Source organism: Nonomuraea sp. NPDC005983 (assembly GCF_040614375.1).
Lineage (GTDB): Bacteria > Actinomycetota > Actinomycetes > Streptosporangiales > Streptosporangiaceae > Nonomuraea.
In genome coordinates, this window is the sequence record NZ_JBEXUP010000040.1 from 49,629 (window position 1) to 63,316 (window position 13,688).

Annotated in this window: 13 protein-coding genes; 7 read left to right on the forward strand and 6 right to left on the reverse strand. The window is 71.5% G+C overall.

The window, feature by feature from the left end; genetic code table 11:
• Positions 1-61: 61 nt before the first annotated feature.
• Entirely contained in the window at positions 62-1,081 is a 1,020-nt protein-coding gene (gene ligD / locus ABZ297_RS19470) for a non-homologous end-joining DNA ligase (RefSeq protein WP_355347620.1), read from the reverse strand.
• Between the two features lie 367 nt (positions 1,082-1,448).
• On the opposite strand from ligD, the gene msrB reads away from it, so the two are divergent.
• Positions 1,449-1,850, forward strand: a complete 402-nt coding sequence (gene msrB, locus ABZ297_RS19475) for a peptide-methionine (R)-S-oxide reductase MsrB (RefSeq protein WP_355347623.1) — start codon at positions 1,449-1,451, stop codon at positions 1,848-1,850.
• Positions 1,851-2,004: 154 nt separating this feature from the next.
• On the opposite strand, the gene ABZ297_RS19480 is transcribed toward msrB, so the two are convergent.
• The 3 genes from ABZ297_RS19480 to hemG form a co-directional block, all read right to left on the reverse strand.
• Complete coding sequence (locus tag ABZ297_RS19480; RefSeq protein WP_355347626.1) at positions 2,005-2,871, reverse strand: hypothetical protein; 867 nt, start codon at positions 2,869-2,871, stop codon at positions 2,005-2,007.
• A 249-nt stretch (positions 2,872-3,120) separates the two neighbouring features.
• Positions 3,121-3,822, reverse strand: coding sequence for a hydrogen peroxide-dependent heme synthase (gene hemQ, locus ABZ297_RS19485; RefSeq protein ID WP_355347629.1), 702 nt, complete (start codon positions 3,820-3,822; stop codon positions 3,121-3,123).
• A 4-nt stretch (positions 3,823-3,826) separates the two neighbouring features.
• Positions 3,827-5,230: a protoporphyrinogen oxidase gene (hemG, locus tag ABZ297_RS19490; protein WP_355347632.1), complete on the reverse strand. Its 1,404-nt coding sequence runs from the start codon at positions 5,228-5,230 to the stop codon at positions 3,827-3,829.
• Between the two features lie 107 nt (positions 5,231-5,337).
• On the opposite strand from hemG, the gene ABZ297_RS19495 reads away from it, so the two are divergent.
• On the forward strand, positions 5,338-6,279 hold the full coding sequence (locus ABZ297_RS19495; protein ID WP_355347635.1) for a DUF4349 domain-containing protein: 942 nt from the start codon (positions 5,338-5,340) through the stop codon (positions 6,277-6,279).
• Here the strand turns inward: ABZ297_RS19495 and hemE are convergent.
• The gene (gene hemE / locus ABZ297_RS19500) at positions 6,267-7,226 is read right to left on the reverse strand and encodes a uroporphyrinogen decarboxylase (protein ID WP_355347664.1); all 960 of its coding nucleotides are present in this window, start codon (positions 7,224-7,226) and stop codon (positions 6,267-6,269) included. The two genes, ABZ297_RS19495 and hemE, sit on opposite strands and share 13 nt — an antisense overlap.
• Before the next feature lie 649 nt (positions 7,227-7,875).
• Between hemE and ABZ297_RS19505 the strand changes: the two genes are divergently transcribed.
• The 5 genes from ABZ297_RS19505 to ABZ297_RS19525 all read left to right on the forward strand — a co-directional run bounded on the left by ABZ297_RS19505 (position 7,876) and on the right by ABZ297_RS19525 (position 12,960).
• Positions 7,876-8,472, forward strand: coding sequence for a DUF3000 domain-containing protein (locus tag ABZ297_RS19505; RefSeq protein WP_355347638.1), 597 nt, complete (start codon positions 7,876-7,878; stop codon positions 8,470-8,472).
• A gap of 45 nt (positions 8,473-8,517) precedes the next feature.
• Positions 8,518-9,744: a ribonuclease D gene (locus ABZ297_RS19510; protein WP_355347641.1), complete on the forward strand. Its 1,227-nt coding sequence runs from the start codon at positions 8,518-8,520 to the stop codon at positions 9,742-9,744.
• A gap of 74 nt (positions 9,745-9,818) precedes the next feature.
• A complete protein-coding gene (locus ABZ297_RS19515) occupies positions 9,819-10,964 on the forward strand; it encodes a Gfo/Idh/MocA family oxidoreductase (protein ID WP_355347644.1) in 1,146 nt (381 codons plus the stop codon).
• Entirely contained in the window at positions 10,961-12,124 is a 1,164-nt protein-coding gene (locus ABZ297_RS19520) for a dihydrodipicolinate synthase family protein (RefSeq protein ID WP_355347647.1), read from the forward strand. The genes ABZ297_RS19515 and ABZ297_RS19520 overlap by 4 nt, the downstream gene beginning before the upstream one ends.
• Positions 12,121-12,960: a sugar phosphate isomerase/epimerase gene (locus ABZ297_RS19525; protein WP_355347650.1), complete on the forward strand. Its 840-nt coding sequence runs from the start codon at positions 12,121-12,123 to the stop codon at positions 12,958-12,960. Before ABZ297_RS19520 ends, ABZ297_RS19525 begins: the two co-directional genes overlap by 4 nt.
• Here ABZ297_RS19525 and ABZ297_RS19530 read toward each other — a convergent pair.
• Positions 12,955-13,688 (reverse strand): PEP-utilizing enzyme (locus ABZ297_RS19530; RefSeq protein WP_355347653.1); only part of this gene is annotated, 734 nt, incomplete at its 5' end. The genes ABZ297_RS19525 and ABZ297_RS19530 overlap by 6 nt on opposite strands.

Genomic DNA, 13,688 nt, shown 5'->3' on the forward strand with positions numbered 1-13,688 from the left:
AGATCGTCAAGGCGCTCCGCATGCAGTGGGGCCAGGTTATCCGGATACCCGGATCGCCAGCCTAACTTGGCCTGTTCTCCTCTTTCGCAACCCTGGCCTTACTGGGTTGAACCCTCATCGGCTCGCCCGGCATCTTCGGGTAGTTGGGCGGGTACGGGAGGTCGCCGCGGTCGTCCTTGTCGTACCAGTCGAGCAGGGTCTCGATCGAGAACGCCCGATCGTCGATGGCGGCGTGCACGTCGCCGAGTTTCGCGAACCTGGCGGGCACGGTGCGGATGTCGAAGTCGGACGGGTCGACGTCGGCGAGTTCGCCCCAGGTGATCGGGGTGGAGACGGGGGCGTGCGGCTGGGCCCTGACCGAGTAGGCGCTGACCACGGTCCGGTCGCGGGCGTTCTGGTTGTAGTCGATGAAGACCCGCTCCCCCCGCTCCTCCTTCCACCAGGCGGTGGTCACGAGGTCGGGCGCGCGGCTCTCCACCTCTCTGGCGAGCGCGATGCCCGCGTGCCGCACCTGGATGAAATCCCAGCGCGGCTCGATGCGCACGGCGATGTGCACGCCCCTGTTGCCCGACGTCTTGACGAAGCCGGTGATGCCGAGCTCGCCGAGGACCTCGCGGGTCAGGAACGCCGCCCGCCGCGCCGCGTCGAACCCGATGCCAGGCTGCGGGTCGATGTCGATGCGCAGCTCGTCGGGGTGTTCGACGCCGGACGCGCGCACCTGCCAGGGGTGGAAGTCGATCGTGCCCAGGTTGGCGCAGTACGCGATGGCCGCCACCTCGGTGACCCGCAGCGAGTCGGCCTTGCGCCCGCTGGGAAAGGTGACGGTCACGGTCTTCAGCCAGTCGGGGTGCTTGGGCGGCATCCGCTTCTGGTAGATCGCCTCGGTCTGCACCCCGTCGGGGTGGCGTTTGAGGTTGGTCGGACGGTCTTTGAGCGCGCGCAGCGCGCCGTCGCCGACGCTCACGTAGTACTCGACCAGTTCGCGCTTGGTGGCGCCGATCGCTGGAAAGTAGACCTTGTCAGGGTTGGTGACCTTGACGGTCCTCTCGCCCACCTGGAGCTCAATGTACGGCGAAGCCATGCCCCCGAACTTACCCGTCGCCTGTGACAGAACCCGCACAAGAATCGCAACGAGTATCCGCAGGGCCGAGGCGGACCCGCCCCGGAGCTGCCACGGTGGCGGGACCGGGCGCTCAACAGGGCGGGTCTCAAAGACCACCCGCACACCGTCGCCGCTCCGGGCGCTGGCGCGCCACCCGGCCGGCCTGGCGATCACCGACGGCGCCAGCACGGGCGTGGGCTGTGCCGTTCCGGCGATCAGGCGAGTGATCTCACCCCTTTGGCAGGAGGCGATGACACCCCCTTGCCTACAAAGACGCAGAATCACCCCAAGATGGATGCTTCACCCTGCGGAGATCTCTTTTTGCCGCATCTCGTACTCTGGACGCATGGACAAGGTGGTCAAGACCGACGCCGAATGGCGGGTGCAGCTCTCTCCGGAGGAGTTCCACGTGCTGCGGGAGGCGGGCACGGAGCGCCCGTTCACCGGGGAGTACGTCGACACCAAGACGGAGGGCGTGTACTCGTGCCGGGCGTGCGGGGCCGAGCTGTTCAGATCTGACGCCAAGTTCGAGTCACACTGCGGGTGGCCGAGCTTCTTCGAGCCGTCCGAGTCCGACGCCGTGCGGCTGATCGAAGACCGCAGCCACGGGATGGTGCGGACGGAGGTGCGGTGCGCACGGTGCGACTCGCACCTGGGGCACATCTTCCACGGCGAGGGCTATGCGACCCCCACTGACGACCGTTACTGCATCAACTCGGTCTCCTTGAGACTCGAAGCCAAGCAGTGAGCGAGTAGCGACAGCGCGTACTGGTGATGCGGCGCGGGTAGGGGCTTGTTGTGAGCCTTGTCCATCTTCGTCATCGGTGGGTGACGATCGAGGCAATCGGGCGCGTCGTGACCCAGCGATGCGATGTGTGCAACAAGACCAGGGTCAGGGTGCTCTAGTCCGGTTCCGGGTGGGTGACCCGGCAGCTGGTGTCGGAGGGGCCGAGGATGTTGGCGAGGACCGGGTTGCCGTTCTCGCCGTACTTGGCCTGGACGAACACCACCGGGCTGGCCACTCCGGCCTCTTTCAGGTACTCCAGGCCGCGCTTGCACAGGGTGATGGCCTGGGACGAGTTGTGCGCGGACTCCGGCAAGTCTGTGTAGATGCGCAAATATCCGCCTACGGTGCGGATGTCCTTTAGGCGCTTGGCCGCCCTGTCGTCGCCCCAGTGGGTCTTGAAGTACTCGGCCGCCTTCTGGTCGGTGTGCACCGACGGCCCTCCGGCCTCCTTGCCGGAGTCTGCGTCACCGCCCACCTGCGCGACCTCGCTGGTCTCGGCCTGCGCGACCCCGGACGTCGCCTCAGCCGGGGAGCTCCCCTGAGCCTGCGCGGCCGGACCACCCGCCGGGGCCCGCGTCGCTCCTGAACTCGCCAGAGCCTGGTGCGCCCGCGCCGCCGCCGAACCCCCGGAGGCGGCCGGCGTTCCGGCGAGGTCGCCGGGCGCTGTGCCGGCCTGCGCGTCGAAGGCGGCACCGGTCCGGACGCTCTGGCCCGCACGTCCGGCGGACACCGCACCCTGGTCGGACGCGCGCAGCACGGCGACGCCGCCCACGACGGCCAGCACACCGGCCACGGTCGCCGTCACGGTCAGCGCCGGGCGCCGCCCGACCGGTTTCCTGCGCCGCCCGCGATGCCGTGGAGCCCGCTTCCCGCCGGAGGCACGGTCTCGGTCACGGTCTCGGTCTCGGTCACGGTGCCTGTCGCCGTGCCCGTCGCGCTGTCGCGGCACCCGCCGCCCTCGGGCCCTCGCGAACGGCTTCATCCGCACCTCCTTGGAACGTGCCACACCAGCCAGAGCACAGGGTTCTCCGCTGATTGTCACAAACGGGTTTGCCGAAGTCAGCCAGATCCCCAACTCGGGCCCCGTTCCGCGAACGCCCTGCCCCACAGGGCGCAGGAGTCGCACCCCGCGCCGCAGCCCGTCAAGCGAGCGGGCGAGCGGGCGGGTGAGTGGGCGAGCGGGCGATCGCCGCGAACGCGGCGCGCCGCCACCAAGAAGGTCGCGCAGCCCTTAGGGCAGCGCGGCCAGCAGTTCCTGTACCGGCTTGCGGACGCCGGTGTAGAAGGGGATCTCGACCCGGGTGTGCTCGCGCGCCTTCGCCCCGCGCAGGTGGCGCATCAGGTCGACGATCCGGTGCAGCTCGTCAGCCTCGAAGGCCAGCATCCACTCGTAGTCGTTGAGCGCGAAGCAGGCCACGGTGTTGGCGCGTACGTCGGGGTAGTCGCGGGCCATCTTGCCGTGCTCGGCCAGCATCGCCCGCCGCTCGGCGTCGTCGAGGAGGTACCACTCGAGCGAGCGGACGAACGGGTAGACGCTCACGTACGCCCGCGGCTCCTCCTCGGCGAGGAACGCCGGGATGTGCGACTTGTTGAACTCGGCGGGACGGTGCAGCGCCATGGCCGACCAGACGGGCTCGCTGTGGCGGCCGAGGGCGGTGCGGCGGAAGCGGGAGTAGACGTCCTGGAGGTCGTCGGAGGTGGGCGCGTGCCACCAGAACATGTAGTCGGCGTCGGCGCGGAACCCGGCCACGTCGTAGAGGCCGCGGGTGACGACGTCCTTGCCCGCCGCCTGCTCCAGCAGTTCCTCCAGCTCCTGGCCGATGTTCTCGCGGTCGCCGGGCAGCGGCGTGGTCGCCTTGAAGACCGACCACATCGTGTAGCGGATCACCTGGTTCAGATCGCGGGCCTTGAGCCGCGCAGCGCCCTCTGTCATGCCTCTATTCTCCTCGCAGCGACAGGTGGTCCAGTATCCGGGCGGCGGCCGTGCGCGCGGTGGAGACGCAGGCGGGGATGCCGAGCCCGTCGTAGGCGGCCCCGCACACGGCCAGGCCCGGTTCGACGGCGACCGCGGCGCGCACCCTGGCGATCCGGTCGAGGTGGCCCACGTTGTACTGGGGCAGCGCTCCGCCCCACCGCGAGACGCGGGTGTCGACGGGCAGCCCGTGGGCTCCCTGCACGTCGGCCATCTCGGCGGTGGCCAGCGAGACCAGCTCGGTGTCGTCGCGCTGGAGCAGGTGCTCCTCGCCGACGCGGCCGATGGAGCAGCGCACCAGCAGCATGTCGCCCGACAGGTGCGGCCACTTGACCGAGCTGAACGTGACCCCCTTGATGGGCCGCCCTTCGACGGGCGGCACCAGGTACCCGCTGATGGCGGGCGGCTCGGGGAAGGCGCTGAGCGGGTAGGCGAGCGTGACGATGGCCATGCTGGCGTACTCGATCCTGGCCAGCTCGCTCGCGGCCTTGGGCACCTCGGCCTTGAGCAGCCTGGCGGAGGCGGGCCCCGGAGTGGCGACGATCACCGCGTCGGCGTCGATCACCTCGGGCCTGGGCACGGGGCCGGTGACGAGCCGCCAGCCGCCCTCGGTGCGGCTCAGCTCGCGGACGGTGACGCCGGTCCGCACGTCGGCCCCTGACGCCTTGGCGACGGCCTCGGGCAGGCTGCCGAGCCCGCCGCGCAGCGAGGTGAAGACCGGACCCGCCGCCTTGGGCGCCTCCGAGACGATCTCCCTGGCCGCGGTCAGCAGGGAGCGCTCCGAGCGGGCGGCGGCGGCCACCCTGGGCATGGTCGCCTCCAGCGACAGCATGTCGGAGCGGCCCGCGTAGACGCCGCCGAGCAGCGGCTCGACCAGCCGGTCGAGCACCTCGCCGCCCATCCTGGCCCTGATGTAGGCGGCCACGGACACGTCGGTGCGAACGAGCGTGGCCGGCAGGATCTGGTCGAGCGGCACCCGCACCAGCCCGCCGGGCGACATGATGCCGGACTTCGCCAGCTCGGTCAGGTCGGACGGCACGCCCATGACCTGCCCTTTCGGCATCGGCCGCAGCGCGCCCCTGGTGTAGACCGCCGCCTGCGTGGTGCCGGGGTCGACCAGGTCGCCGGCGAGGCCGACCGCCTTGGCGAGGTCCTTGCCCTCGGGCCGCCTGGCCAGCATGGCCTCGGCGCCCGCGTCGACGGCGACCCCGGCGACCTCCGACGCCAGCAGCTTGCCCCCGATGCGGGGGGCACCTTCGAGCACGGTCACCTTGACCCGCTCGCCGCCGCCCTGCCGGAGGAACCACGCGGCGGCCAGGCCCGAGATGCCGCCCCCGATGATGACCACATGCGCCCGATTGCCTTCCACGCCTCCTGACGGTACCGCCTGGGGCTCGTGGTGACCTGCTCGGGGCATGTGACCGTACCGTGATCTCTGCCATCAAACCCGGGCGATCCGGGGTCCGTCATAGGGGCATGAGCAGATTGACGTACGGCGTCGCCGTCTCGGCGGCGTGCGCGCTCCTGTTCGCGTCCGGCTGCGGAGGAGGCGCCAGCGTCCAGTCCTCCTCGGCGGGCGCGCCCGCGATGGCGTCCGACTCCGCGGTGGCCCGCGACCAGTCGGTGGAGAGGCAGGCGAAGGCGCCGGTGCCCGAGTCCGGCAAGAACATCACCTCGGACGTCAAGGTGACGCAGCAGGACCGGCAGGTCATCTACGTGGCGAGCATGACGGTGCGGGCCAAGGAGGTCGTGTCGGCCACGGAGCGGGCCAAGCAGATCGTGACCGCGGCCGGCGGCTACCTGTCGAGCGAGAAGTCCAGCTCGGCCGAGGACAGCGAGGCGTCCTCGGCCGAGCTGGAGTTCAAGATCCCGCCCGCCCGCTACCTGGACGTGCTCGCCAGCCTCGGCAAGGAGCTGGGCAAGCGGCTGTCGGTCAGCCAGGGCACCCAGGACGTCACCATGCAGGTGGCCGACGTCGAGAGCCGGCTCAAGTCGGCCCAGCAGGCGCTCGACTCGCTGCGCACGCTGATGAAGAAGGCCGACACGATCGGCCAGGTGCTGCAGGTCGAGCGGGAGATCGCCGGCCGCGAGGCCGACCTGGAGTCGCTGCAGGCCCAGCAGAAGGAGCTCAGGACGCAGGTCGGCATGGCCACGCTGACGTTGACGGTGGTCGGCCCCGTCGCGGTCGTCGAGCCGCCCTCGGAGGAGCCGGCGGGCTTCCTCGGCGGCCTGGCGTCGGGCTGGAAGGCGCTGGTGTCGTTCACGAAGGTGGCGCTCACCGTACTCGGCGTGCTGCTGCCGTGGCTGGTGGCGGCCGTGCCCGTGGTCCTGCTCACCATCTTCCTGGTACGGCGGAGCAGGGGGCGCAGGCCGGCCGCCGTGGAGCGGGTGGAGCCGGTGGAGCCTCAGGCCTCGTGAACCAGGTCGGTCAGCCGCTTGAGCTGGTCGGGGTCGGTCGAGGGCAGCACGCCGTGCCCGAGGTTGAACACGTACCCCTCGGCGGCCCGCCCCCTGCGCAGCACCTCGCGGGCCCTGCGCTCGACGACCTCCCACGGGGCGAGCAGGATGGCCGGGTCGAGGTTGCCCTGCAGCGCCTTGCCGGGGCCGACCCGGCGGGCGGCCTCGTCGAGCGGCACCCGCCAGTCGACGCCGACCACGTCGGCTCCCGCCTCGCCAAGGACGCCGAGCAGCTCGCCGGTGCCGACGCCGAAGTGGATGCGCGGCACGCCGAGGTCGGCCAGCCCGTCGAAGATCCGCCGGGTGTGCGGCAGGACGAACTCGCGGTAGTCGTCGGGCGCGACCGCGCCCACCCAGGAGTCGAAGAGCTGGACGGCCGAGGCGCCCGCCCTGATCTGGAGGCGCAGGTGTTCCAGCACGATGCCCGACAGCCGCTCCATGAGGGCGTGCCACAGCTGCGGCTCGCCGTACATCATGGCCTTGGTGCGGTCGTGGTTCTTGGACGGCCCGCCCTCGATCAGGTACGAGCCGAGCGTGAACGGCGCGCCCGCGAAGCCGATCAGCGGGGTGCCGCCGAGCTCGCCGACCAGCGCCTCGATGGCCTCGGTGACGTAGGGCACGTCGCCGGGCTCCAGCGGGCGCAGCACGTCGAGGCCCTTGGAGTCGCGGATCGGGTCGGCGACGACCGGGCCGACGCCCGGCTTGATGTCGAGGTCGACGCCGATGGCCTTGAGCGGCACCACGATGTCGCTGAAGAAGATGGCGGCGTCGACGCCGTAGCGGCGCACCGGCTGCATGGTGATCTCGACGATCAGGTCGGGCGTCGCGCACGCGGTGAGCATGGGCACGCCTTCGCGCACCTTGAGGTATTCGGGCAGCGACCGCCCGGCCTGCCGCATGAACCACACGGGGGTGTGGGGGACGGGCCGGCGGTGGCAGGCGCGCAGGAACGCTGACTCGGCGAGATTCACCCTCCAAGGGTCCCATGACCGGCCACCGGTCCCGGCACCGGTGCGAGGTGTCGGAAAAATATGCATTGGACGCTCCAAATCGTGATCAGATAGTCCGATGGATGTTTACCGGTCGGCTCGGCATCGGCGGCGCACACGGGTCGAACACACCCCATGGACGACCAGAAAGCCGGTCTCGACTGGACCAAATGTTCGCCAAGCCACCGCGCGGCATCGATTCAGCATCCACTTTCGGGACACGCCGAGCGCGTTGCGCGGAAATGTCAGCCGCTCGTGCCAACGTCGATGCCACGACCCGAAGAAAGGCCTCGGTGCGATGACCGCGTTGTGGAGTTCCCCTGAGCGCCGCAGTCACCACTGCGCTTCCTGCGCTGGTGAGCTGCTGTTCGAGCAGCCACCGTGCTTCGACGGGCACCCATCGGGAGCATTCCCCGAGCGGGCCCGTCTCGACTGCGGTCACGCCCTCCTTTTCGGTCTCGCCCCGTCCCCTCGCCCGGTCCGTCCGCTGGTTATGGCAGCGGCTTGATCACGAACGATGAGCACCCCCGTGGTCCCCTTCCGTCCTACTTCGACCTACGCTTCGGCTATGACACTCGGTGACCAGCCACCGGCACCCGCCGCCTTCAGACGCGCGGTCGAGAGCTTGCGGCTGGCCGAGGTCAGGCCGGAGATCGAGCTCGAGGACCTCCCAGCGCCGCAGCGGCTGGCCCCCTACTCGGCCGCCATCGGCGCGTCGGTCTACCGCGACGACGACGAACTCGCCGTCGGCAGGCTGATCCTCCTCTACGACCCCGACGGCCAGCGCGGCTGGGAGGGTCCGTTCCGGCTGGTGGCCTACGTCAGGGCCGACATGGAGCCGGAGATCACCTCCGACCCGCTGCTCGGGCCCGTCGCGTGGAGCTGGCTGACCGAGGCGCTCGACGCCCATCACGCCGACTACTCCGCCGCCGGCGGTACCGTGACTAGAGCCGTGTCCGAGGGGTTCGGCAACAAGGCCGATGACCCGGTGACCACCGAGCTGGAGCTGCGGGCGTCCTGGTCGCCGACCCAGGAGGACCTCTCCGGCCACGTCGCCGCCTGGTGCGATCTCATGTGCCTGGCGGCGGGGATCCCCCCGCTCCCGCCCGACGTGGCCGCGATGCCGCGCCGACGTGAAGATCCGGAGAGTGACCGAACCAAGTGAGGGCACCCGTCAGAACAGCACTCAGGTCATGAGGGCGGTGAACTCATGACAGAAGAACGAACCGTCGTCCCGCTGCTCGAGCCGCGCGAGGGCATCCCACCCGTCATCGCCGACGCCCGGGCACTGGCGGCCGCCGTCGAGGCGTTCGCCGCGGGCTCGGGGCCCGTGGCCGTCGACGCCGAGCGGGCCTCGGGCTATCGCTACGGCAACCGCGCCTATCTGGTGCAGCTGCGCCGCGCGGGCGCGGGCAGCGCGCTGATCGACCCGATCGCCTGCCCCGACCTGTCCGCGCTCGACGCCGCCGTGGCCGAGGCCGAGATCGTCCTGCACGCCGCGTCCCAGGATCTGCCGTGCCTGCTGGAGCTCGGGTTCAGGCCGCGGGCCCTGTTCGACACCGAGCTGGCCGGCAGGCTGCTCGGCTACGAGCGGGTGGGGCTCGGCACGATGGTCGAGACCGTGCTCGGGCTGCGCCTGGAGAAGGGGCACTCGGCCGCCGACTGGTCCACCAGGCCGCTGCCCGAAGACTGGCTGCGCTACGCGGCGCTCGACGTCGAGGTGCTGGTCGAGCTGCGCGACGTGCTCCACGCGGAGCTGGCCGAGAGCGGCAAACTGGGCTGGGCGCTGGAGGAGTTCGCGGCCGTGCTGAACACGCCGCCCGCGGTGCCGAGGTCCGATCCGTGGCGGCGCACGTCCGGCATCCACAAGGTGCGCAACGTGCGGGCGCTGGCGATCGTCCGAGAGCTGTGGACCATGCGCGACCGCATCGCCCGTGAGAGCGACCTCGCGCCCGGCCGGGTGCTGCCCGACTCGGCGATCGTCGCCGCCGCGCTGGAGGTGCCGCGCACCAAGAAGGCGCTCACCGAGATCACCGCGTTCACCGGGCGCAGCGCGCGCAGGCACATGGGCGAGTGGCTGGCCGCGGTGGCCAGGGCGCGCGGGCTGACCGACACGGAGCTGCCGCAGCCGAGCACGCCCGGCGACGGGCCGCCTCCGGCCAACCGCTGGGCCGACCGCGATCCGGCGGCCGCCAAGCGGCTGGCCGCCGCCCGCGCGGTCGTGGCCGCGCTGGCCGAGGAGCACCGGATGCCCACGGAGAACCTGCTGCAGCCCGACGCGGTGCGCAGGCTCACCTGGGAGCCGCCGGAGGAGATCACCGACGAGCGGGTGACCGACCGGCTGCGCAAGCTGGGCGCGCGCGAGTGGCAGCTCTCGCTGACCGTCCCTCCCCTCACCAAGGCACTGGCCAGGCTGGAGGCCAAGGACCAGCTCTAGGTACGGCAGGCACTTGACGCCTCCGGCGGCTCAGCCGTACCGTTCGGGAAAGCGCTTTCCCCGAAAGGATTCCCATGAGCGTGCGCAGCATCGGCGTCGTCATGAACGGCGTCACCGGACGGATGGGCTACCGCCAGCACCTGGTCCGGTCCGTCCTGGCGATCAACGAGCAGGGCGGCGTCACGCTCTCCGACGGCACCCGCGTCACCCTGAGGCCGGTCCTGGTGGGCAGGAACGCCGACAAGCTCGCCGCCATCGCCGCCACGCACGGCATCGCCGACCACACCACCGAGCTCGACGCCGTCCTGGCCGACGAGGACAACCTGATCTACTTCGACGCCCAGGTGACCTCCGCCCGGGTGAAGTCCGTGCTCAAGGCGATCGAGGCGGGCAAGCACATCTACGCCGAGAAGCCGACGGCCGAGTCGGTGCAGGAGGCGGTCGCGCTGGCCGAGGCGGCGGCGGCCAAGGGCGTCAAGAACGGCGTGGTCCAGGACAAGCTGTTCCTGCCCGGCCTGCTCAAGCTGAAGCGGCTCATCGACAGCGGCTTCTTCGGCCAGATCCTGTCGGTGCGCGGCGAGTTCGGGTACTGGGTGTTCGAGGGCGACTGGCAGGAGGCGCAGCGCCCCTCGTGGAACTACCGGGCCGAGGACGGCGGCGGCATCGTGCTCGACATGTTCCCGCACTGGCACTACGTGATGGAGAACCTGTTCGGACGGGTCCAGTCGGTGTACGCCAAGGCCGTGACGCACATCCCCGAGAGGGTCGACGAGCAGGGCAGGCGCTACCAGGCCACCGCCGACGACGCCGCCTACGGGATCTTCGAACTGGCCGGCGGGATCGTCGCACAGATCAACTCCTCCTGGACGGTCCGCGTCAACCGCGACGAACTCGTGGAGTTCCAGGTCGACGGCACCGAGGGCAGCGCCGTGGCCGGCCTGCGCAACTGCCGTGTCCAGCACCGCGCCACCACGCCCAAGCCGGTGTGGAACCCCGACCTGCCGGTGACCGCCCGCTTCCGTGACGGCTGGCAGGAGGTTCCCGACAACGCCGACTTCGACAACGGGTTCAAGATCCAGTGGGAGCGGTTCATCCGGCACGTGCTGGAGGACGCGCCCTTCCCCAACGACTTCGCCTCGGGCGCGCGGGGGGTTCAGCTCGCCGAGCTGGGGCTGCGCTCGTCCGCCGAGGGGCGCAGGATCGAGGTGCCGCAGCTGTGATGATCGACCTGCCCGGTGGCGCGTACACCCTGCGCGCGCCGGTGACCTGGCCCGTCGTAGAGCGTCCGGCCGCGAGCCGGGTCGTCTACGCCGCCGCGCACGTGGTGGCCGACCCGCTCGCCGACAACACGCCCGGCTCCCCCGCCGCCCTCGACTGGGACGCCACGCTGCGCTTCCGCCGCCATCTGTGGTCGCACGGCCTGCGCGTCGCCGACGCGATGGACACCGCGCAGCGCAACATGGGCCTGGACTGGGCGGCCACCCGCGAGCTGATCCGGCAGAGCGCCGCCGAGGCGCGCCCCTTCGGCGACCCCGCGACGCTGGTGGCCTGCGGCGCGGGCACCGACCACGCGCCCGGCGCGGCCGACCTGCACACGATCACGGCCGCCTACGCCGAGCAGTTGGAGACCGTCCAGTCGGCGGGCGCCGGGGTGATCATCATGGCGTCGCGGCAGCTCGCGCGGGTGGCGAGCGGGCCCCAGGACTACCACCAGGTGTACGGCAAGCTGTTCGGGCTGGCCCAGCGGCCGGTGATCCTGCACTGGCTGGGCGAGATGTTCGACCCCCAGCTCGCCGGTTACTGGGGCTCGCCGGACGTGACGGCCGCCACCGAGTCGTTCCTGGAGCTGATCCACGCCCACGCCGCGATGGTCGACGGGGTGAAGGTGTCGCTCCTGGACGAGGAGCACGAGGTGCGGCTGCGTGCCGCGCTGCCCGAGGGCGTCAGGCTCTACACCGGCGACGACTTCAACTACCCGTCGCTGATCAGGTCGGGCTCGCACGCGCTGCTCGGCATCTTCGACGCGATCGCCCCGGCCGCCGCGGCGGCTCTGCAGGCCTTGGACGCGGCCGAGCAGGCGGAGGACCCGGCCGAAGCCACCCGAAATTTCGCACTTTACGATGAGATCTTCGCCCCGACCGTCCCGCTGTCCCGGAAGATCTTCGAGACGCCCACCTTCCACTACAAGACCGGCATCGTCTTCCTGGCCTGGCTCAACGGCCACCAGGACGCCTTCGCCATGGTCAACGGCGCCCAGTCGGCCCGCTCGCTGCGGCATCTGGCCGAGGTGTTCAGGCTGGCCGACCAGGCGGGGCTGCTGACCGACCAGGAGCTGGCCGTGCGCCGGATGACGGCGCTGCTGGCGGTGAACGGGCGGTGAGCCTCTCGCTGAACCAGTGGACGACCAGGCGCTGGTCGCTGGCGCAGGCCGTCGACGGGTGCGCCAGGCACGGTCTGGAGGCCATCGGCCTGTGGCGGGAGAAGGTCGCGGAGCAGGGGCTCGCGCAGAGCGTCAAGCTGGTGCGCGACGCGGGGCTGCGGGTGTCGTCCCTGTGCAGGGGCGGCTTCCTGACCTCGGGCGAGCCGGCCGCGCTCGACGACAACCGGCGCGCCGTCGACGAGGCGGCCGAGCTGGGCGCGGCCTGCCTGGTCATGGTGGTCGGCGGCCTGCCGGGCGTCCGGCCGGGCGAAGGGCTCACCCCGGGGTTCTCCCGCGATCTCGCGGGGGCGCGGGAGCGGGTGGCCGAGGCCGTGAGCGTGCTCGCGCCCTACGCCGGTGAGCGGGGTGTGCGGCTGGCGCTGGAGCCGCTGCACCCCGTCTACTGTCCCGACCGGGCGGTGCTGTCCACGCTCGGGCAGGCCCTCGATCTGTGCCTGCCGTACCCGGAGGAGCAGGCCGGGGTGGTGGTCGACACCTTCCACGTGTGGTGGGATCCGCGGCTGTTCGACGACATCGCCAGGGCCGGCCGCCGGATCGCGTCCTACCAGGTGTGCGACTACCTGCACCCGCTGCCGGCGGACGTGCTGCTCGGCCGGGGCATGATGGGCGACGGGGTGATCGACTTCGGGCCGATCACCCGGGCCGTCGCCGAGGCCGGGTACGACGGCGACATCGAGGTGGAGATCTTCAACGCCGACATCTGGGCCGCCGACCCCGACGAGGTGGTCGCCACCATGAAGGCCCGCTACGCCGGGGTCGTGACCGGCGCCTCATGAGGCCGCAGCCGGGCCGTGCAGACGACGCGGTTCTTCGGTGACCGTCACAGTGCCCGCCGCGCCGTTCACCGTGATCCGCTGGCCCGTGCTGATGCGGTGGGTGGCGTCGGGCACGCCGACCACCGCGGGGATGCCGTACTCGCGCGCCACCACCGCGCCGTGCGACATCGCGCCGCCCATCTCCATCACCAGCCCTCCCGCCGTGAGGAACAGCGGCGTCCAGCCGGGGTCGGTCGACGGGCAGACCAGGATCTCCCCCGGCTCCAGGTGCGCCCCCACCGGGTCGAGCACCACCCTGGCAGGGCCCGTCACCGTGCCCGCCGAGGCCGCGGTGCCGCTCAGCGCGCCCTCCGCGGCTTCCGTCGACAGCGCCCCCGACAGCGCCTCCGGCTCCGTGCCGTCGGAGAGCATGACCCTGGGGACGTGCCTGCGGCGCGCCTCCTGCTCGTAGGCCGCCCGCCGCTCGCGCACCAGGTCGCGCAGGTCACCCCCCGCCAGGGCGGACCGCGCCTCGGTGAGGTCCAGGTAGAAGACGTCCTGGGCGGAGTCGAGGACGCCGAGGCCGGCCAGGTGCGCGCCGACGGCCAGCATGCTCTCGCGCACCGCCGCGAGCGTCTTCACCAGGTAGAACTTGGGCAGTTCGCGCAACCCCGCGTACGCCCTGGTGCGGCGGAGCGCGAAGCGGGTCACGGCGGCCCGCGCGGCCCCCCTGCGGCGGGCGGCGGCCA

Coding starts and splice junctions, on each gene's coding strand:
- ABZ297_RS19505 (WP_355347638.1), top strand. CDS start 7,876: ATGACACTCGGTGACCAGCCACCGGCACCCGCCGCCTTCAGACGCGCG.
- ABZ297_RS19495 (WP_355347635.1), top strand. CDS start 5,338: ATGAGCAGATTGACGTACGGCGTCGCCGTCTCGGCGGCGTGCGCGCTC.
- ABZ297_RS19510 (WP_355347641.1), top strand. CDS start 8,518: ATGACAGAAGAACGAACCGTCGTCCCGCTGCTCGAGCCGCGCGAGGGC.
- hemQ (WP_355347629.1), bottom strand. CDS start 3,822: ATGACAGAGGGCGCTGCGCGGCTCAAGGCCCGCGATCTGAACCAGGTG.
- ABZ297_RS19515 (WP_355347644.1), top strand. CDS start 9,819: ATGAGCGTGCGCAGCATCGGCGTCGTCATGAACGGCGTCACCGGACGG.
- ABZ297_RS19480 (WP_355347626.1), bottom strand. CDS start 2,871: ATGAAGCCGTTCGCGAGGGCCCGAGGGCGGCGGGTGCCGCGACAGCGC.
- msrB (WP_355347623.1), top strand. CDS start 1,449: ATGGACAAGGTGGTCAAGACCGACGCCGAATGGCGGGTGCAGCTCTCT.
- ligD (WP_355347620.1), bottom strand. CDS start 1,081: ATGGCTTCGCCGTACATTGAGCTCCAGGTGGGCGAGAGGACCGTCAAG.